18 protein-coding genes, 3 tRNA genes and 1 pseudogene are annotated in these 18,097 nt (G+C 70.9%); 4 read left to right on the forward strand and 18 right to left on the reverse strand.

Going from position 1 to position 18,097, the window contains the following annotated elements; translation table 11 throughout:
* Window positions 1-87: 87 nt before the first annotated feature.
* The 6 genes from hadB to AC1DWC_RS13500 all read right to left on the reverse strand — a co-directional run bounded on the left by hadB (window position 88) and on the right by AC1DWC_RS13500 (window position 1,778).
* On the reverse strand, window positions 88-516 hold the full coding sequence (gene hadB / locus AC1DWC_RS13475; protein ID WP_072842700.1) for a (3R)-hydroxyacyl-ACP dehydratase subunit HadB: 429 nt from the start codon (window positions 514-516) through the stop codon (window positions 88-90).
* Complete coding sequence (hadA, locus tag AC1DWC_RS13480; RefSeq protein ID WP_072842699.1) at window positions 516-971, reverse strand: (3R)-hydroxyacyl-ACP dehydratase subunit HadA; 456 nt, start codon at window positions 969-971, stop codon at window positions 516-518. The genes hadB and hadA overlap by 1 nt, the downstream gene beginning before the upstream one ends.
* 159 nt (window positions 972-1,130) lie before the next feature.
* Entirely contained in the window at window positions 1,131-1,295 is a 165-nt protein-coding gene (rpmG, locus tag AC1DWC_RS13485; RefSeq protein ID WP_072842698.1) for a 50S ribosomal protein L33, read from the reverse strand.
* Between the two features lie 66 nt (window positions 1,296-1,361).
* Window positions 1,362-1,434, reverse strand: a tRNA-Met gene (locus AC1DWC_RS13490).
* A 41-nt stretch (window positions 1,435-1,475) separates the two neighbouring features.
* Window positions 1,476-1,548, reverse strand: a tRNA-Thr gene (locus AC1DWC_RS13495).
* 147 nt (window positions 1,549-1,695) lie between these two features.
* Window positions 1,696-1,778 (reverse strand) — tRNA-Tyr (locus tag AC1DWC_RS13500).
* A 168-nt stretch (window positions 1,779-1,946) separates the two neighbouring features.
* On the opposite strand from AC1DWC_RS13500, the gene AC1DWC_RS13505 reads away from it, so the two are divergent.
* Entirely contained in the window at window positions 1,947-2,438 is a 492-nt protein-coding gene (locus AC1DWC_RS13505; RefSeq protein WP_477842255.1) for a YajQ family cyclic di-GMP-binding protein, read from the forward strand.
* A gap of 52 nt (window positions 2,439-2,490) precedes the next feature.
* Here AC1DWC_RS13505 and AC1DWC_RS13510 read toward each other — a convergent pair.
* Window positions 2,491-3,210: pseudogene (locus tag AC1DWC_RS13510) on the reverse strand (M48 family metalloprotease); the annotation flags it as partial.
* A gap of 99 nt (window positions 3,211-3,309) precedes the next feature.
* Window positions 3,310-4,341: a polyprenyl synthetase family protein gene (locus AC1DWC_RS13515; RefSeq protein WP_072842695.1), complete on the reverse strand. Its 1,032-nt coding sequence runs from the start codon at window positions 4,339-4,341 to the stop codon at window positions 3,310-3,312.
* Between the two features lie 222 nt (window positions 4,342-4,563).
* Between AC1DWC_RS13515 and AC1DWC_RS13520 the strand changes: the two genes are divergently transcribed.
* On the forward strand, window positions 4,564-5,790 hold the full coding sequence (locus AC1DWC_RS13520; protein WP_477908942.1) for a geranylgeranyl reductase family protein: 1,227 nt from the start codon (window positions 4,564-4,566) through the stop codon (window positions 5,788-5,790).
* A gap of 36 nt (window positions 5,791-5,826) precedes the next feature.
* Here the strand turns inward: AC1DWC_RS13520 and AC1DWC_RS13525 are convergent, their stop codons facing one another.
* The 7 genes from AC1DWC_RS13525 to menD form a co-directional block, all read right to left on the reverse strand.
* Window positions 5,827-6,198 carry a Zn-ribbon domain-containing OB-fold protein gene (locus AC1DWC_RS13525; RefSeq protein ID WP_139191232.1) on the reverse strand — a complete coding sequence of 124 codons (372 nt, stop codon included), beginning with the start codon at window positions 6,196-6,198 and terminating at the stop codon, window positions 5,827-5,829.
* Window positions 6,195-7,031, reverse strand: coding sequence for an alpha/beta fold hydrolase (locus AC1DWC_RS13530; RefSeq protein WP_477908727.1), 837 nt, complete (start codon window positions 7,029-7,031; stop codon window positions 6,195-6,197). Before AC1DWC_RS13530 ends, AC1DWC_RS13525 begins: the two co-directional genes overlap by 4 nt.
* A gap of 307 nt (window positions 7,032-7,338) precedes the next feature.
* Complete coding sequence (locus AC1DWC_RS13535) at window positions 7,339-9,696, reverse strand: ATP-binding protein (RefSeq protein WP_477908729.1); 2,358 nt, start codon at window positions 9,694-9,696, stop codon at window positions 7,339-7,341.
* 129 nt (window positions 9,697-9,825) lie between these two features.
* A complete protein-coding gene (locus tag AC1DWC_RS13540) occupies window positions 9,826-10,524 on the reverse strand; it encodes a demethylmenaquinone methyltransferase (RefSeq protein WP_477842265.1) in 699 nt (232 codons plus the stop codon).
* A 35-nt stretch (window positions 10,525-10,559) separates the two neighbouring features.
* A complete protein-coding gene (locus AC1DWC_RS13545; protein WP_477908731.1) occupies window positions 10,560-11,732 on the reverse strand; it encodes a glycosyltransferase family 4 protein in 1,173 nt (390 codons plus the stop codon).
* Between the two features lie 87 nt (window positions 11,733-11,819).
* Window positions 11,820-12,251 carry a DUF3592 domain-containing protein gene (locus AC1DWC_RS13550; protein ID WP_477908733.1) on the reverse strand — a complete coding sequence of 144 codons (432 nt, stop codon included), beginning with the start codon at window positions 12,249-12,251 and terminating at the stop codon, window positions 11,820-11,822.
* A gap of 80 nt (window positions 12,252-12,331) precedes the next feature.
* A complete protein-coding gene (gene menD, locus AC1DWC_RS13555; RefSeq protein WP_477908735.1) occupies window positions 12,332-14,011 on the reverse strand; it encodes a 2-succinyl-5-enolpyruvyl-6-hydroxy-3-cyclohexene-1-carboxylic-acid synthase in 1,680 nt (559 codons plus the stop codon).
* A gap of 49 nt (window positions 14,012-14,060) precedes the next feature.
* On the opposite strand from menD, the gene AC1DWC_RS13560 reads away from it, so the two are divergent.
* Together AC1DWC_RS13560 and AC1DWC_RS13565 are read left to right on the forward strand one after the other, a co-directional pair.
* Entirely contained in the window at window positions 14,061-14,666 is a 606-nt protein-coding gene (locus AC1DWC_RS13560; protein ID WP_477908737.1) for a flavin reductase family protein, read from the forward strand.
* Window positions 14,667-14,752: 86 nt separating this feature from the next.
* Complete coding sequence (locus AC1DWC_RS13565; RefSeq protein WP_477908944.1) at window positions 14,753-15,643, forward strand: siderophore-interacting protein; 891 nt, start codon at window positions 14,753-14,755, stop codon at window positions 15,641-15,643.
* 71 nt (window positions 15,644-15,714) lie between these two features.
* Here the strand turns inward: AC1DWC_RS13565 and AC1DWC_RS13570 are convergent, their stop codons facing one another.
* The 3 genes from AC1DWC_RS13570 to AC1DWC_RS13580 all read right to left on the reverse strand — a co-directional run bounded on the left by AC1DWC_RS13570 (window position 15,715) and on the right by AC1DWC_RS13580 (window position 18,025).
* Complete coding sequence (locus tag AC1DWC_RS13570; protein ID WP_477908739.1) at window positions 15,715-16,161, reverse strand: DUF6918 family protein; 447 nt, start codon at window positions 16,159-16,161, stop codon at window positions 15,715-15,717.
* A gap of 71 nt (window positions 16,162-16,232) precedes the next feature.
* A complete protein-coding gene (locus AC1DWC_RS13575; protein ID WP_477908741.1) occupies window positions 16,233-17,270 on the reverse strand; it encodes an o-succinylbenzoate synthase in 1,038 nt (345 codons plus the stop codon).
* Window positions 17,267-18,025 (reverse strand): 2-phosphosulfolactate phosphatase, encoded by a 759-nt coding sequence (locus AC1DWC_RS13580; RefSeq protein ID WP_477908743.1) that lies wholly within the window; start codon window positions 18,023-18,025, stop codon window positions 17,267-17,269. Before AC1DWC_RS13580 ends, AC1DWC_RS13575 begins: the two co-directional genes overlap by 4 nt.
* Window positions 18,026-18,097: the final 72 nt, after the last annotated feature.

Here is an 18,097-nt window from a genome sequence, read left to right on the forward strand (position 1 = left end):
GGCACCGTAGGGCAGCGCGCAGTGCTGAGTAATCCCAGAAATCTCAGTGTACTTCACGGTAGCCGAACAACCCAATCGGCTGGATACTCAGCCAAATCGCACGGTCGCAGTGGCCCGTCCGAAGATCTTCTTCTCGTCTACCTTAGCCACGATAGCAATGACGGCTGTCTGCGTGTCGTCATCTACCGAACGAACCTTACCCGTCAGGAGGATCTCCGCGCCAACGCCGTCGTTGGGCACGAAAACGGGGCTGGTGAAGCGCACGTTGTACTCGACGACGGCGCCGGGGTCGCCGACCCACTCGGTCACGTAGCCGGCCCCGATGCCCATGGTGAGCATGCCGTGCGCGACCGCGGTCGGCAGGCCGACGGCCTGTGCGACGGCGTCGTCCCAGTGGATCGGGTTCGGGTCACCGGACACACCCGCGTACTGCACCAGGTCGGACCTGGTGAGCTTGACGGACTTCTCCGGCAACTCCTCGCCGGCCGCGATCTCGCCGAACGTGCGTACCGCCATCACTCGCCCTCCTCGACGTGCCGGCCCATCAGGGTCGTGTACGTGGTCTGCACCAGTTCACCGTTCTGGTCGGTGATGTCATTGCGGGTGACGATGATGTCGCTGCCGCCCATCGTGCGGAGCGAGTCGACGTACACGTCGCAGTACAGCCGGTCACCGACCTTGATCGGACGGTGGAACACCAGGCGCTGGTCGGTGTGCAGGATGCGGCTGAGGTCGAGCTCGACCTCCATCGCCTTGAAGAACTCCTCCTGAGCGAGGAACCCGAACACCGAGATGAAGGTCAGCGGCGCGACCAGTCCGTCGTAGCCGAGTTCGGCGGCCGCGGACTCGTCCCGGTACGCCGGGTCGTCGCTCTTGACTGCACGCGCGTACTCGCGAACCTTCTCGCGGCCGACCTCGTAGTAGTCGCTGAACCTGTGGTGCAGGCCAACGAGATCAGGAGTCAGTTTCACCGAATTAGCACCCTATCTGCACTGGACGCAGGAACGCGACGGTGACCGGCGACCCCCGACAGAATCGGATCGGGTCGCGGTGTCACCGTCGCGCCTGCGTCGACACCCCAAAAAAAATCGCGTGCCCCGCGATGAAATCTGCGGGGCACGCGATGAAGACTACTTGGATTCGCGATGCGCCTGATGCGTTCCGCAGTTGGGGCAGAACTTCTTGATCTCGAGGCGATCCGGATCGTTGCGCCGGTTCTTCTTCGTGATGTAGTTGCGGTGCTTGCATACGTCGCAGGCCAAGGTGATCTTGGGTCGAACGTCAGTCGAGGCCACGGTATGCCTTCTTTCGGGTGAATCTGATCGGGATCAATCAGGGTGTGTTGCCTTGTGTCATTTGTGTAGCGATGGCCGGACTTGAACCGGCGACACAACGATTATGAGTCGTTTGCTCTACCAACTGAGCTACACCGCCTCGGTGCATCGATGCCAGTCTAATAGGCACCCAATCCAGCGAGCCCCCTAACGGAATCGAACCGTTGACCTTTTCCTTACCATGGAAACGCTCTGCCGACTGAGCTAAGGGGGCGTGCTTCGCTGCACTTTGTCTGTGCGTTGAAGCCTCCAAGAGGTTACACAGTCTCGGCTCCGAGTACCAAATCGGCTGGTGAGGAGCCATTTTCAAACTGTCTAACCACCGAGCCCCGGCGAGCTTGCGCTCACCGGGACCCAGGTGTGGCAGGTGTAGGATTCGAACCTACGTAGGCATAAGCCGACGGATTTACAGTCCGCTCCCATTGGCCGCTCGGGCAACCTGCCTGGTGTCATCCAGGGTAGTACCTGCTGACCGTTGCCGGCCCGCTGGTCTTCCCTGACGCGTTGAGAAGAATACAACGACCGGGGAGGGTAAATGCAAACCGGGTGGATATCGTGGGTTCTCACGCCCCGGCGTCGGGTCCGGGGGTTGTTCGAGAACTAGGAGTTGTCGTGGCGGATTCGTCCTTCGATGTGGTGAGCAAGGTTGACCGGCAGGAAGTTGACAACGCGCTGCACCAGGCCGGCAAGGAGCTGTCGACGCGATTCGACTTCCGCAACACCGGTGCGAGCATCGACTGGTCCGGCGAGGAGGCCATCACCATCACCGCGGACACGGAGGAGCGACTGGTCGCGGCCCTCGAGGTGTTCAAGGAGAAGCTGATCCGGCGGGACATCTCGCTCAAGGCGTTCGACGCCGGCGAGCCCGCGCAGTCCGGGAAGATCTACAAGCTGACCGGCACGCTCGTGCAGGGCATCAGCTCCGAGAACGCGAAGAAGATCTCGAAGAAGATCCGCGACGAGGGCCCCAAGGGCGTCAAGGCGCAGATCCAGGGCGAGGAGCTGCGCGTGAGCAGCAAGAAGCGTGACGACCTGCAGGCGATCATCTCCCTGCTCAAGGGTGAGGACTTCGGCATCGCGCTGCAGTTCGTCAACTACCGCTAGCCCGCCCGACGCGCCGGCACGGCGGTTGCAGACAGGTCCGCCCGGACCCCTCGGGGATCCGGGCCGCCGCCACGCCACGCTCGAGCTTTCGCAACGCGGAGGCCAGGGCGAGCGGGTCGCCACAGAGCTCGGCGCCGGACTGGTCGGCCTGGTACTCCCGCGAACGCGAGACCGCCATCTTGACGACCGACGCGGCGATCGGGCCGAGCAGCGAGACCAGCAGCAGCGCGAGCGGGTTCGGCCGGTTCTCGCCGCGCCCACCGAACATCGACGCGAACATCGCCATGTTGGCAAGGCCGGAGATCACCGCGGCCATCGCACCCGCCACCGACGAGATCAGGATGTCGCGGTTGTAGACGTGTGAGAGCTCGTGCCCGAGCACCGCACGCAACTCCCGCTCGTCGAGGATCTGCAGGATGCCACTGGTGCAGCAGACCGCCGCATTGCGCGGGTTGCGGCCGGTGGCGAACGCGTTCGGCGCCGCGGTGGGGCTGATGTAGAGCCGGGGCATCGGCTGGTGCGCGGTGGTGGCCAGCTCCCGCACGATCTTGTAGATGACCGGCGCCTCGACCTCGGTGATCGGCTGCGCGTGCATGGCCTTGAGCGCCAGCTTGTCGCTGTTGAAGTACGCGTACGCGTTCATGCCGACGGCCAGCAGCACCGAGAAGAGCAGGATCGTCGGGTTTCCGAACAACGCCCCGATGAACACGATCAGCGCCGACATGCCGATCAGCAGTCCGGCCGTCTTCAGCCCGTTCGAATACCGATGCACCGTCGCCTCTTCTCTCGTGGAACTCTCACGAAATCAACGAAGGAACCCCGGGACTCGTTCCCTGCGGAACGCGGACCCGTACCCAGGTGCAACCTACCGTCAGCCGACCCGCTCGACCGTGTAGTCGACGAGGCGCTTGAGTGCCTCGTTCGCGGGTCCCTGCGGCAGTTCCGCCAGCTGGACCTGAGCCGCATCCGCGAACTCCCGCAGCTTGGCCTTGGCCGCGACCATGCCCGGCGACCGCTCCAGGAGGGCGAGCGCCTCGTCGACCGCGTCGTCGTCGGTGACCGGGCCGTCGAGCAGCACCCGCAACCGGTCGGCGTCCGGGCCCTGCTCGCGCAGCGCGTACAGCACCGGCAGGGTGTGCACGCCCTCCCGCAGGTCGGTGCCCGGGGTCTTGCCGGACTGTGCGGCCACCGAGGAGATGTCGATGATGTCGTCGGCGATCTGGAAGGCCGTGCCGACCGCGTCGCCGAGCCGCTCGAGCCGCTCGACGTCCTCGGCGCTGGCCCCGGAGAAGGTGCCGCCGAAGCGGCCGCACGCGGCGATCAGCGACCCCGTCTTCTCCCACACCACCTTCAGGTAGTGCTCGACCGGGTCCTGGTGGTTGCGGACGCCGATGGTCTCGCGCATCTGCCCGGTGACCAGCTCGGCGAACGTCTCGGCGATGACGCGCACTGCCTCCGGTCCGAGCGTCGAGGTCAGCCGGGAGGCGTGCGCGAACAGGTAGTCCCCGGCCAGGATCGCGATGCTGTTTCCCCATTGGGCATTGGCGCTCGGCGCCCCGCGGCGCATGGACGCCTCGTCCATCACGTCGTCGTGGTACAGCGTCGCCAGGTGCACGAGCTCGACGACGGTGGCCGCGGTGACGGTCGCCGGGTCGGACGGGTTGGGCCCGAGCTGCGCCGTCAGCAGGGTGAACAACGGGCGGAACCGTTTGCCGCCCGCCTTCGCCAGGTGCAGCGCCGCCTCGGTGAGGAAGTCCTCGCCGTCGGACAGCTCCCCGACAAGCAGGGCCTCGACGTCGACGAGTCCCTGACGCACGGACTCTGCCAGGGCCTGGTCGCCCAGGTCGACGCCGGCAACGACGGTGTTTGTCGCTTCGCTCGTGCTCACGATCTCAGTACCCATCCTGTATCTCCGCGATGACCAGCAACCGATGCCTTTCCTGTCACGGTAGTGAACCTAGCCGGTGCCCGGCCCGCCGGGCCGATCGCCGCGGCCGTCCGGCCCCGTCGAGCCGCCCACTGGGGTCCGGCCGGGTGCCGACACAGTGCCTGAGAAGATACGTCCGTGACGTCCCCCGTTGCCGACCAGAACCCGTCCGCCGAACCTCCGCCGGGCGGTGCCGACGTGCCCTCCGAGACCGAGGTACTGGTCGTCGGCGCAGGTCCGGCCGGGTCTGCCGCCGCCGCGTGGGCCGCCCGCGCCGGTCACGACGTACTGCTCGTCGACGCGGCGGCCTTCCCCCGGGACAAGACCTGCGGCGACGGCCTCACTCCGCGCGCTGTCGCGGAGCTCACCCGGCTCGGTCTCGGCGACTGGCTCGCCGCACGCACCGTCAACCGCGGGCTGCGGCTGTCCGGGTTCGGGCAGGAACTGCAGTTGCCCTGGCCCGGCGGCTCGTTGCCCAGCACCGGCAGCGCCGTTCCGCGCACCGAACTCGACGACCGGATCCGGCGGGTCGCCGTCGACTCCGGCGCTGCGATGGTGCAAGGCGCCAAGGCCGTGGACGTGACGCTCGACGGCGGCCGGGTCCGTGCGGTGACGTTGCAGACCGCGGGCGGCCCGGTCTCCGTCCGGTGCCGGCGCCTGATCGTCGCGGACGGCGTCCGGTCCACCCTCGGCAAGCGGCTCGGCAGGCAGTGGCACCGTGACACCGCCTTCGGTGTCGCGGCCCGCGCCTACGTCGACTCGGGCCGCAGCACCGACGAGTGGATCACCTCGCACCTGGAGCTGCGCGACGCCGAGGGCACCGTGCAGCCCGGCTACGGCTGGGTGTTCCCACTAGGCACCGGCGAGGTCAACCTGGGCGTCGGCACGCTGGCCACCGCCAAACGGCCCGCGCCGGGCGCGCTCCGGCCGCTGATCGAGCTGTACGCGCGGCAACGGCGCACCGACTGGGAACTCGACGGCCCGGTGCGGTCGGTGGCATCCGCGCTGCTGCCGATGGGCGGCGCGGTCTCGGGTGTCGCGGGCGCCAACTGGATGATCATCGGCGACGCCGCGGCCTGCGTGAACCCGCTCAACGGCGAGGGCATCGACTACGGACTCGAGACCGGGCGGATGGCCGCCGAGGTGCTCGGCGAGGCGGACCTCACCGAACTCTGGCCGACCCTGCTCCGCGAGCACTACGGGCAGGCGTTCTCCGTGGCGCGGCGGCTCGCCGGACTGCTCACGGTGCCGAGGATGCTGCCCACGTCGGGCCCGGTGGCGATGCGCTCGCGGGCGCTGATGACCGTCGCGGTCCGAGTGATGGGCAACCTGGTGACCGAGGCCGACCGGGACCTGACCGCGCGGGCGTGGCGGGCGGCGGGCACTGCCTCGCTGCGCATCGACACCCGGCCGCCGTTCAGCTGACCCGGCCGTTCGGTTGGACCCGCAGGCCCGCGCGCGCTACACGCGACGAGTGACGAAGAGCGGGAACCGCTCCCCCGATTCGATGCACCGGAAGACCGCGCGACGGCCCGGACCGGGCGGCGTGGTCTCGCCGTCGAGCCAGGCGTAGATCCAGGGGCCCTCGTCGAGCGCGACGATCGCTAGGGCACACGGCACCAGCCCGGCGGCCTCGCCCGCCTGGGAGCAGTCCACGACCGTCCAGGACACGATCGTCCCGGCGCCGGACGAACGGACCCGTTCCAGGTCGTCGTCGCCGCAGCTCGTGCACGCCGACCGGTCCGGGGAGAGCAGTTCGTCGCAGGTGCGACAACGCAGGATCATCAGCGGCGCCGCCATCGCGCTTCGGTGCAGGACGCTCACGGCACTCACGCTGTCTCCGCCGCAGTGACACCGGTCGTCGCGAGCACTCCCGCCATCGCGTCCCCGAAACGCGCCGGGTCGTCGATCAGCCAGCCGTGATGGCCCGGCACCGTGACCACGACGGCGTGGTGCAGGCGCGCGCGCAGCGACTCGAAACTGGCCCTCGGGATGACCGTGTCGCCGCGTCCCCACAGCAGCGTCACCGGCAGGCCCCGGGCCGCAAGTTCGTCGAGTTCGCTGGTCAGGTCGGCGGTGCGGGCCAGGTGCGCGGTTCGCCAGAACGCCCCGGGACTGCGCACCACGTTCAGCAGCGCGTCCACCGCTACCGCCGCGAGTCCCGCGGCGGAGGGCCGGACCGACAGCGCGTCCCCGGTCGCCGCGGCACCCCAGTACCAGAGCGGCCGGTCCGCGATCGGGCGTACGCCCGCCGGACCGTCGGACCAGGCCGCGCCGCCGACCGAGTTCACCAGGGTCAGGCCCTCGACCCGGCCGGGGAGGTCGTGAGCGGCCTGGGCTGCCACCCCGCCGCCGAAGGAGTGCCCGACCAGCGTCACCGGTCCGACCACACCCACCGCGTCCAGGAACCGTCCCAGCCAGTGCGCGTAACCGGGCAGGCTCCGCTGCTCCATCGGGAGTTCCGGGGTGCCGCCGAGGCCCGGCAGTGCCGGCGCGAGGACCCGGACGCCGCGGCCGGCCAGATGTTCGAGGGCTCGGCCGTAGGTGCGGTGGGTCAGTCCCCAGCCGTGCAGGAAGACCACCGTGCGTCCCGAGCCGGCAGCCGCGTAGGAAACCGACTCCCCGTCGACGCGCGCCTGGTGCCAGCGGAGCTCGGCGGCAGCCACGACATCCTCGGCGTCAGCGCGGTCCCCGGTCTCCGCGACCGACGGGGGCGCCGGGGACGGGAGTGCCGCCGTCAGCGGACGGGGGTGCCAGTGATGCAGGTGGGGCCGGGGCCGGCACCTCGGTACGGTCTGGGTCATCGGTGACATCAGGCGAACCTCATCCTTGTGGTCTGGGAACGATTACTACAGTCCACTTCGGGACGCGCCGAGACCACGGTCGAACGGACGGGTGACATACCTGTTTTCTGGCGGGGGACATACCTGGTTGCGGTTGCAGAACCCGACGCGTACGGACTCTCCTTGCAGGTCAGGCGCCCCGCGCCTGCCCCTGCTCGACCACCCAGGCGGCAATCTGCGTACGTGAGGTGAAGCCGAGCTTGGCCAGGACGTGCTCCACGTGCCCCTGCGCGGTGCGCTGCGCGATCACCAGTTTCTCGGCGATCTCGCGGTTGGTCAGACCCTGCGCGACCAGATCCGCAACCTGCCGCTCCCGGCGCGTCAGGCTCACTGACGCGTCGTCACCGGAATGTGCCGTGGTCGGGACGTCCTCGTCGAGCGCGAAGGCGAAGGCCTCGGCCGGGGTCAGGCCACGACCCCGGCGGAACGCCGCGTCGTACCCGCGCACACCGAGCGCCTGCCGCGTCCGCCGCTCCAGCTCGTCGTGCCGGCCGAGCAGCGTGGGGACGATCACCGTCGGGCCGCTGAGTCCCCGGCGCAGCACCTCGGTGGCACCCATCAGCACGGCGGCCCGCTCCCACCGGTGCTCGGTCGCGGTGATCCATGCCAGGATCTGCAGGCACCAGCCGGCGCTGACCGCATCACTGGCAATCCGGGTGTGGTGCAAGCCCTCACGCACCAGTTCCTCGGCGCGGGCGTTGTTGTCACCCATGTCCCACAGGACCAGCCCCAGCGTCCACAGCGCCCGCGCCCGGCACAGGGACTCGCCGCGAGGCTCGGTGAGGGCGAGCACCCGCTCACACGCGGACAGGGCCTGGTCCGTGACCCCGAGCAGACCGCTGGCCATCGCGAGTCCCTGCAGCGCGGTGATCTCCATGAGCAGGTCGTCGAGGGACCGGAAGGTGGTGGCCGCATCCTCGAACGCGGCATGCGCATCCGCGAGACGGCCACTGCGCAGCGCAAGTCTCCCCTCGGCGCAGGTGGCGAACGCCCGAGACTCCTCGTCCCCCAGCCGGCCCGCCAACTCAATTGCCTCCTGCACCAGTTCGATGCCCACGGGGAGGTCGCCCTGCATACCGACCAGCACGCTGGCGTCGTACAGCGCCCTGACCCGTTCCAGGGTGGGTCGACCGCCCTGCGCTGCCAGCAGCCGATCCAGCCAGCGCCTTCCCTCGCCGTACTGGCCCCGGCTCAGCCAGAACTGAAACATCGCGTCGGCCGTCCGCAGGCCGATCTCGCCGGCTTCCGGGTCGTCGAGACAGAAGTCCAGCGCGGCGCGCACGTTCGGCTGCTCGCTGCAGAGGCGGTCGATCCACTCCAGTTGCCGCGGGCCGATCCACTCGGCCTCCGCGCGCACCGCCAACTCCGCGTACCAGTCCCGGTGCCGCCGCCGCAGCACCTCGCCCCCGCCTGCCTCCTCCAACCGCTCCCGGCCGTACTCACGGATGGTCTCGAGAATCCGGAACCGCACCACCGTGCCCCGCTGCTCGCTGATCAGGATCGACTTGTCGACCAGCGAGGCGAGGGTGTCGAGCAGGTCGTCGCCGTGCAGGTCGTTGCCGTGCAGGCGGTCGGGCAGATCACCGAGACAGATCCCCTCGACCGCGTCCAGTTCGAATCCGCCGTCGAACACGGACAGCCGACTCCACAGATCCCGTTCGCACGGAGTGCACAGCTCGTAGCTCCAGTCGATACACAGCCGCAGGGTCTGCTGCCGGCTCGGGGCCGCGCGACTGCCGCCGGTGAGCAGCCGGTAGCGATCGGTCAGCCGGGCAAGGATCTGCTCCGCGGACAGCGACCGCAGGCGCACCGCTGCCAGTTCGATGAGCAGCGGGAGACCGTCCAACTGCTGGCAGATACCCGTGACCGCGGCCCGGTTGTCCTCGCTGATCCCGAATTCCGGCACGGCGGCGGCGGCCCGCTGCTCGAACAGCGTCACTGCGTCGAACCCGGGCAGTCCCTTCAATGTCGGCGGCTGGGACGGATCGGGAACCGACAACGGCGGCACACGCAGCACCGACTCCCCGCCGATCCCCAGCGCCTCCCGACTGGTGGCCAGGATCCGCAGCTCACTGCAGGACCGCAGCAGCGTCTCGACGAGCACGGCCGCGTCCGCCACCACGTGCTCGCAGTTGTCCAACACCAACAGCAGTCGCCGATCCCCGATCTCCTCGACCAGCGACTCGACGGTTGTCATCGCGGCCTGCTGCTGGAACCCGAGCGCGCCGGCGACTGCGTCCGCGGCCAGTGCCCCGTCGTGCAGCTCACCGAGTTCGCACAGCCACACCCCGTCCTCGAACGAGCGTCGTGCGTCGTCGGCGACGCGCAGGGCCAACCGGGTCTTGCCGACGCCGCCGATCCCGGTCAACGTCACCAGCCGCGCGGACGCGAGCAGTCGCCTCGCCTCGGCCACCTCGTGGCGGCGGCCGACGAAGCTGGTCAGTTCGAGGGGCAGGTTACCGACCTTGACTCGGACAGCTGTCGCCATCGGACCGTCACTCTCGCGCTAAACGGTTCCCCCAACGGCCAGGTTACGCCCGCGTGACGCTCGTCACCTCTCGCCGCAGAAACACCATGCGCCTCGCTATCGCAAGCCGCAGAAACGTCGCGTGTCTCGCTACCGCTCGCCGCGGTGCAACGCCACGACTCCGCCGGTCAGGTTGCGCCACTTCACGTTCTTCCAGCCGGCCGCCTCGATCTTGAGGGCCAGCTCCTCCTGCGTGGGCCAGGCCCGGATCGACTCGGCGAGATACACGTAGGCGTCGGGGTTGCTGCTCACCGCCCGCGCCACCATCGGCAACGCCTTCATCAGGTACTCCATGTAGACCGTGCGGAACGGGCCGAACGTCGGGGTGGAGAACTCACTGACCACCAGCCGTCCGCCGGGCTTGGTCACTCGGGCGATCTCCCGCAGACCGGCCTCGAAGTCGGACACGTTGCGCAGACCGAACGAGATGGTCGCGGCGTCGAACACCGCATCCGCGAACGGCAGGGCCATCGCGTCGCCGGCGACCATCGGCACCCGGCGGCCGACGCCGGCCTGCAGCATCCCCTTGGAGAAGTCCGTGGCCACCACCCACGCGCCGGAACGACCGAGCTCGACGGTGGACACGCCGGTGCCGGCCGCCAGGTCCAGCACCCGCTCCCCCGGCTTGAGGTCGAGCGCCGCACGCGTCGCCTTGCGCCAACTGCGGTCCTGCCCGAACGAGAGCACCGTATTGGTCAGGTCGTACCGCTTCGCGACGCCGTCGAACATCGACGCGACCTCGTGCGGATCCTTCTCGAGCGAGGCCCTGGAACCGTGTGTTGTTGCCACGCCGTTGACGGTACAAGGCCCGCCGGGACGGGTGCTCACGCGGTGCGGGTCACCGGAAACCGCGCGTCCGCCCGCACCGCCGCGTAGTGGCCCAGCAGTTCCTCGCACACCGTGGGCCAGGTCCGGTGCAGCACCGAGCGGCGGGCCGCGGCGCCGAACCGGGCCCGCACCGCCCGCTCCCGAAGCGCCGCGACCGCCCCCGGGAGCAGTTCGGCGAACCGGTCCACCCGCAGCAGGTACCCGTTGTGACAGTCGGTGACCAGATCCCTCGGTCCCCCCGCGTCCGGGGCCAGCACCGGCACGCCGCTGGCCAGCGCCTCCTGGACCGCCTGACAGAAGGTCTCGTGCTCGCCGGGGTGGACGAATATGTCGAGGCTCGCGTACGCCGCGGCGAGTTCCGCACCGTCGAGTTGGCCGGTGAACACGGCCGTCGGCAGCAGTCGCTGCAGACGCGACCGTTCCGGGCCGTCACCGACGACGACCAACCGCAGTCGCGGATCGTCCGCCAACGCGGCCAGTCGCTCCACATGCTTCTCCGGCGCGAGCCGGCCCACGAAGCCCACCACGATCCGGTCGGCCCGCACCTGCCCGTCGACGCCGCCGCCTGCGACACCCCACTGCGCCCTCAGCGCCGCGCTGCGCCGGGAGGGGGCGAACCGGGTGGTGTCCACTCCCCTGCCCCAGCGGTACACCCGCGGCACGCCGTGCGAGACGAGCGCGTCCACCGCGGCCGTCGACGGCGCCAGGGTGCGGGCCGCGCCGCGGTGCAGACGCCGGGTCCAGCGCCACGCCGCCCGGCTGGCCAGGCCCAGTCCGTAGCTCTGCGCGAAGCCGGCGACGTCGGTCTGGTAGACGGCGACGGCCGGCACGTCGAGGCGACGGGCGGCGGCCAGACCCCCGGCCCCGAGCAGGAACGGCGAGGCCAGGTGCACCACGTCGGGGGCGAACTCCCGCAACGCCGCGGTCAGGCCCGGGCGCGGCAGGCCGAGCGGCAGCGAGCTGACTCCGGGGACCATCACCGCGGGCACTCGGTGCACCGTCACCCCGTCGTGTTCGGTGGCGGCCGGCGGCCTGCCGGCGACGGTGTCCGGAGCCACGATCAGCGTCCGGTGCCCTCGGCGTTCGAGATGCTCGGCGACCCGCAGCACCGAGTGGGTCACACCGTTCATGTTGGGCAGGAACGACTCCGCAACGATGGCTACTCGCACCAGGTCAGTGTCGGCGCCGCCGCGGTCCGCCGGGGGCGTGGAACGTGACGGGTGGACGAAGTTCCGGCGAACGGTCTGCCGGGGCGTTCAGTCGGCGGCAGCGTCGGAGGACGGCCGGAGTCGCCGGACCCACCACAACGCGGGCGCGGCCAACAGCCAGGTCACCACGATCACCGACCCGGCCGGCACCAGCGCCACCCGGGCGTCGCGGCCGGCCACCCGCACCAGGTCCGGGTCCGACTTCGCGTACTCGACGTCGATCCGCTGCCCGACGGTCAGCTTGGTGGGGTAGAGCACCCCGAGCTTCGGGTTGTGGGTGACCCCGTCCGGGGTGACGAAGCTGATCGCCGACCGACGGGCGCCCGCGGAGAGCACCTCGGCGGTCGCGACGCCCTTGTCCGAGGCGATGGTGTGGTCGTTGCGCCAGGCCGCCAGCACCAGCAGCACCGCGAGCGAGGAGATCCCGATCGCGACCACCAGGACCCCGATCCGGACCCGCCGCGCGACCTTCCCGCTCATCCGCGGCCGGCTCCCCCGCCCTCCAGCGCCCATCGGCCCTCCCGCGCCCATCGGCCCTCCAGCGCTCACCGGCACAGCGCTCACAGCTGTGCCCGCACCGAGGCGTGCAGCTCACGCAGCCCCGACCGTTCGGTCGCGACCTCCAGCACCCTGATGCCCGAGATGTTCGGCTCGCCCAGTGCCACCGAGAGCTGGTCCGGGTCCAGCGCCCGGTGCGCGACCCGGTAGGCGGCGCACAGCGCGGACAGGTCCATCCCGTGCGGCGTCCCGAACACCCGCTCGAAGACCCCGGCATACTGCGGATCGCCCTGCTCGAGCAGCTCGAAGATGCCGCCGCCGTCGTCGTTGGCCACCACCACGGTGAGGTCGCGGGGCCGGGGCTCGCCGCTGCCGATCAACAGGCCGGACGCGTCGTGCAGGAAGGTCAGGTCGCCCATCAACGCGATGGTGCGGATGCCGGCGCCGGTCCGCGGGTCGGGTCCGCGGCGGTCCGCGGCCATCGCCGCGCCGACCGCGGTGGACACGGTGCCGTCGATGCCGGCGACGCCGCGGTTCGAGAGCACCCGCACGCCCGGTCGCGGGTAGCTGACCAGGGCGGCGTCCCGCACCGGGTTCGACGCACCCAGCACCAGCTGGTCGCCGTCGGCGAGCGATTCCATCACCACCCGGGCCACGTGCAGCCCGGTCGGCTGCCGGTGCACCGAAAGCTGTTGCCGTACCGCCTTGTCCGCATGCTCGGTCAGGTGCCGGCAACGCTCGAGCCAGGCCTGGTCGGGGGTGCCGGACACCACGGCGCGGGTGCCGGTGGCAAGCACGTTGCCGGAGACGTCTGGCCAGCGCGGCCCGGTGGTGAGCGCGTAGACCGCCACCCGAGGGTCCGCGAGCAGCGCGGAGACCGGGCGGTGCAGCGTCGGCCTGCCGGTGATCACCGCCTGCCGCGGGGCGAGCTGCGGCAGCGCCAGCGGGTGCAGCGGCACGCCGTGCATCGGCGCGGTCGGCTCGGCGACGGTGGGCAGCCCGGCCAGTTCGGGGTGGTGACCGGAACCGTGGCCGGAGATCACCACCGTGTCCGCGGTCAGGTCCAGTTCCACCGGGACGTCCAGGGTGGCCTGTGCGGTGGTCGTCCACGCCGCGTCGCCCGGCCGGCCCTGCGGCACCGGGCCCTGCGGGTGCACGTCGGGCACCAACGGCTCGCGCAGCGGCATGTCGAAGTGCACCGGACCGGCGTTGCCGGAACGGGTCCCGCGGGCGGCGGCGAGCACCCGGCACACCGCCGAGCGCCACTGGCTGTTCTGCTCGTGGGAGCGGAGCCCGCGCGACGACCCGGGCTCACCGCCCTCCTCGGCCAGGCCCAGGCTGATCGTGGCGCGTACCTGGCTGCCGAACATGCCCAGCTGCTCGATGGTCTGGTTGGCGCCGGTGCCGAGCATCTCGTAGGGCCGGTTGGCGCTGAGCACCACCAACGGCACCCGGGCGTAGTTCGCCTCCAGCACCGCCGGACCGAGGTTGGCCACGGCCGTCCCGGAGGTCATCACGATCGGCACCGGGCGGCCGTCCGAGACCGCCAGACCCACCGCGAGGAATCCCGCGGTGCGCTCGTCGATCCGCATGTGCAGGCGCAGGCGCCCCGCGTTGTCGGCGGCCTGCAGTGCGAAGGCGAGCGGGGCGTTGCGCGAACCCGGGCACAGCACCACGTCGCGGACGCCGCCGCGAATCAGCTCGTCGACGACAGCGGTGGCCTGGGCGGTGGACGGATTCACAGTTCCAGGGTGTCAGACCCGCCGGAGCCCACCGGCGGCGGCTGGCAGCATGGTCCGGGTGCGCACGCTCTTCGAATCCGCCGACCTCCCCGACGAGCAGATGTACCGGCTCCTGACCGCGTCGGTGGTGCCACGTCCGATCGCGTGGGTCTCCACCCGCTCCGCCGACGGTGTCACCAACCTCGCGCCGTACAGCTTCTTCACCGTGTCGAGCTCGGCACCGCCGGTGGTGCAGTTCACCTCGGTGACCCGCAAGGACAGCCTGCGCAACATCGAGGAGACCGGCGAATTCGTGGTGAACCTGGCGACGGCCGCGCTGATCGACCGGGTCAACGCCAGCTCGGCGACGTTCGAGTCCGGGGTCAGCGAGTTCGATGCGGTGGGCGTGACGGCGGAGCCGAGCGAGACGGTCGGGCCGCCGCGGGTTGCGCAGTCGCCGATCGCCATCGAATGCGGCCTGCACCGGGTGGTGGAGGTCGGCAACAGCTTCGTGGTGATGGGCGCGGTGCGCGCGATCTCGGCGCGCACCGGCACGCTCGCCGAGGACGGCCTGCCGGACTTCGCCGCGCTGGCCCCGGTCAGCCGGCTCGGCCGTGCCGAGTGGGGGCTGCCTCCCGAGGTCCGGGTGCTGCGGCGGCCGGGCCGACCGTCCTGAGCCAGCCTTCGGTTAGGCTTGCCTGACTCAGCCCGATCGTGACATGACCCCGATCTGACATGACCCAGCACCGAGGAACCGAGGACATGGCCAAGCGCAGCAAGTTCGTCAAACCCGAGAACCGGCACGTCACCACCGCGCGGGTGCTCGGCAGCAAACAGGTCAGCCCCCACTTCGTCCGCGTCACGGTCGGCGGCGAGGACCTGCGCGGTTTCACGCCGATGGGCTTCGACCAGTGGTTCCGGCTGTTCCTCCCGCAGCCCGGGCAGAGCGAGCTGCGGCTGCCGTCCAAGGCGAGCAACCTCTGGTACGCCCAGTACCTGGCGATGTCGAAGAGCACCCGGCCCGTGGTCCGCAACTACACGGTCCGCGCGTACCGGGACGCGGAGCACGCCACCTTCGGCGAGGCCGTCCCGGAGATCGACATCGACATGGTGCTGCATGCCGCCCTCGACGGCGCGGAGATCCCGGAGCACGCCGGGGACACCGACGACTCGGTGGGTGACGGCAGCGGACCGGCTTCGGAGTGGGCCCGGACCGCGGTCGCGGGCGACCGTCTGGCGCTGCTCGACGAGGGCCTGATCTACAACCCGACGCCGGACGCCGCCTGGCAGCTGCTGGTCGGCGACGAGAGCGCGCTGCCCGCGATCGCCGGCATCCTGGCGTCGTCGCCCGCAGACCTGCGGGCGGAGGTGTACCTCGAGATCCCTGACGCCGCGGACGCCCAGGAACTGGCCGCACCGGCCGGGGTGAACCTGCACTGGCTGGTGCGCTCGGACCCGCACGACCGACCGGGGGTGCTGGCGCTGGAGACGGTGCGGGCGGCGCAGTTGCCCGCCGGGCCGTCGTACACGTTCGTCGCCGGCGAGAGCGAGCTGCCGACCGGGCTGCGCCGACACCTGGTCAACGACCGCAAGGTGCCCAAGTCCGACATCTCGTTCACCGGGTACTGGCGCCACGGCCGCGCCGCCTACTGAGCACAACGCCCGCGTGCCCCTCCAGGTTGCGGTGGCAACCGGAGGGGCACACGGGCCCCGTTCGAACGTCTCTAGCCGGCGTGCTTCTGGACCAGCGCGCCCAGGCGCGGCAGTGCCTCGACGACGTTCTTCTTCGCCGAGGGACGCATGGTCGAGTAGACCTTCTTGATCGCGGACTTGTCCGAGCCCTCGATCTTCTCGTCGGTCACACCCAGCAGTGCGTCCGCGACCTCCTCGCCGCGGGCGGCCAGGTAGTCACCGAAGCCGGCGCCACCGTTCGCCGCGAAGTCCGCCCAGAACGGCTCGAGCCGCTCGAGGAAACCGGGCAGCAGGCCCTCCACCGCGTCCGGCACGATCGACGGCCCGACCTTCTTGACGGCGCCGTAGCCCGCCTTGACGGCCAGCCCCGAGGCACCCTTCTTGTCCGAGACCTCGGCGTCGATCAGCTCCTGCGCGTCCGCGACGACGGCGGACAGCCGCGACGGGTCGAGCAGGGTTTCGTGCAGCGCTGCAACCACTTTCAATTCCTCCGATGTTGACTTGGGTGTCGACGCCGAACCTTATACGACGAAGAGCACTTCGAGTTCCGTCAACTGGTCCGCAGGAGTTCGTGACAGCGCGCGAGCCGGGCCAGCCACCACTGAGCACGCTCCGGCGCGGCCCGCAACGCGGCCAGTCGTTCGGGGTCCGGCGCCACGGCCGCGGCGGCCAGCGACCCGCCAGTTACGACGCGGGGCGCGGCGACATCCGCTGCGAAGAAGCCACCGGTGCCGAGCCCGGAGGCGTACCCCGAGTCCGGCAGCGCGGCCGCCGCGGCCAGGCCGGCGCCGATCCCCACCGCGGAGTCGAGGGCGCTCGAGACCACCACCGGCACCCCGTGCCGGGACAGTTCCCCGGCCAGTCGCAGCAACGCCCGCATGCCCCCGAGCGGCGCGACCTTCACCACCGCGACGTCCGCTCCGCCGGCCCGGACCACCCGCAGCGGGTCCTCGGCCCGGCGGATGCTCTCGTCCGCGGCGACGGGCACCGGCAGGCCACCCGAGGCGGCCGCCTGCTGCGCCAGGCGCCGTCGCACCTCGACCAACTCGGGCACTGTGGCGCAAGGCTGTTCGGCGTACTGTAGTGGACCGTCGGCGGTCAGCGCCGCCAGCGCCGCGGTGGCGTCCTCGACGGTCCACCCGCCGTTCGCGTCGACCCGGACGTGCTCGACATGCTCGCGGACCGCGGCGACTCGGGCGAGGTCGTCGGCCAGGGTCTGGCCGCGCTCGGCAACCTTCACCTTCGCGGTCCGCGCGCCCGGGAACCGCGCGAGGATCTCGGGGACTCGGGCCGCGTCCACCGCGGGCACCGTGGCATTGATCGGCACGGTCGCACGCAGCGCGGGCGGCGGGCCGAGCCAGGCGGCCTCGACTGCCGACCGCAGCCATGCGGCCGACTCGGCATCGTCGTACTCGGGGAACGGCGCGAACTCCCCGTAACCGGCGGGCCCGCGCAGCAGCAGTACCTCTCGGCTGGTGATGCCGCGGAACCGGACCCGCATCGGCAGGCTCACCACCACCGCGCCGTCGAGCAGTTCGCCGAGCGTCGGCACCGCCAGCTCCGTTGCGGCCGACGAATTCTCGGTCATGTCGATTCGCTCCCGTCCTCGAATGCGTCGCCCCGCAGCACCGGCACGACCGTGGTGGCGTCGAACTCGGCGGCGATCGCCACGTCCTCGGCGAAACCCTTGTCGATCAGTTCGCGCCCGCTGGCGCACTCCCACAGCCGTCCGGCGAGGTCTCCGGAGGCGGCGACGAATGCCTCTGCCGCCGAACGCGACTCCGGCGAGGCTTCCGCCGGGTCGAGCGGGCCGAGTGCGTGCAGGAACGCCCCGGCGCCCCACAGGTCCTCCGCGGCCGGCCGCAGTGAACCGTCGGGCCATCGCTCCCCCGCCGCGATCACCGCCACCCTCGCGCCTTTGCGCCGTCGCACCCAGCGCGCGACCGCCGAGGCGTTGCGCAGGGAGGCACCCACCACCGTCACCCCCGTCTCGGCCAGACCGAAGCACAGGGCGGAACCGTTGGGCGAGGGCAGGACCAGCCGCCCGCCGCCCGCGGCGGCGCGCACCGACAGGGGCGAGAGGCTCACCTTGCCCGCACCCCCGCGCGAGCGGCCGACGGCCACCGCCGCACCCAGCTCGGCGGCATAGGTCGCGGCCGAATCGGGATCCCAGCGGTACGGGTGGACGACGGTGCCGGCGTCGAGCGCGACGGACAGCGTGGTGGTGAAGGACAGCACGTCGACGACGACAGCGACGTCGCAGTCCGCGACGACCGCGGCCGCTCCCGCCGGGCCCCAGTCGAACCGGACCCGGTAGGCACCCTGACGGTGTGCGGGCAGCATGCGGTCATCCTTTCACCCGGCGGGCGGCGGCCGAGTGGCTTGCGGTCGGAGTTGGACGGAGTCGGCGCCGCC

This window comes from Rhodococcus sp. P4_C10, from assembly GCF_056402135.1.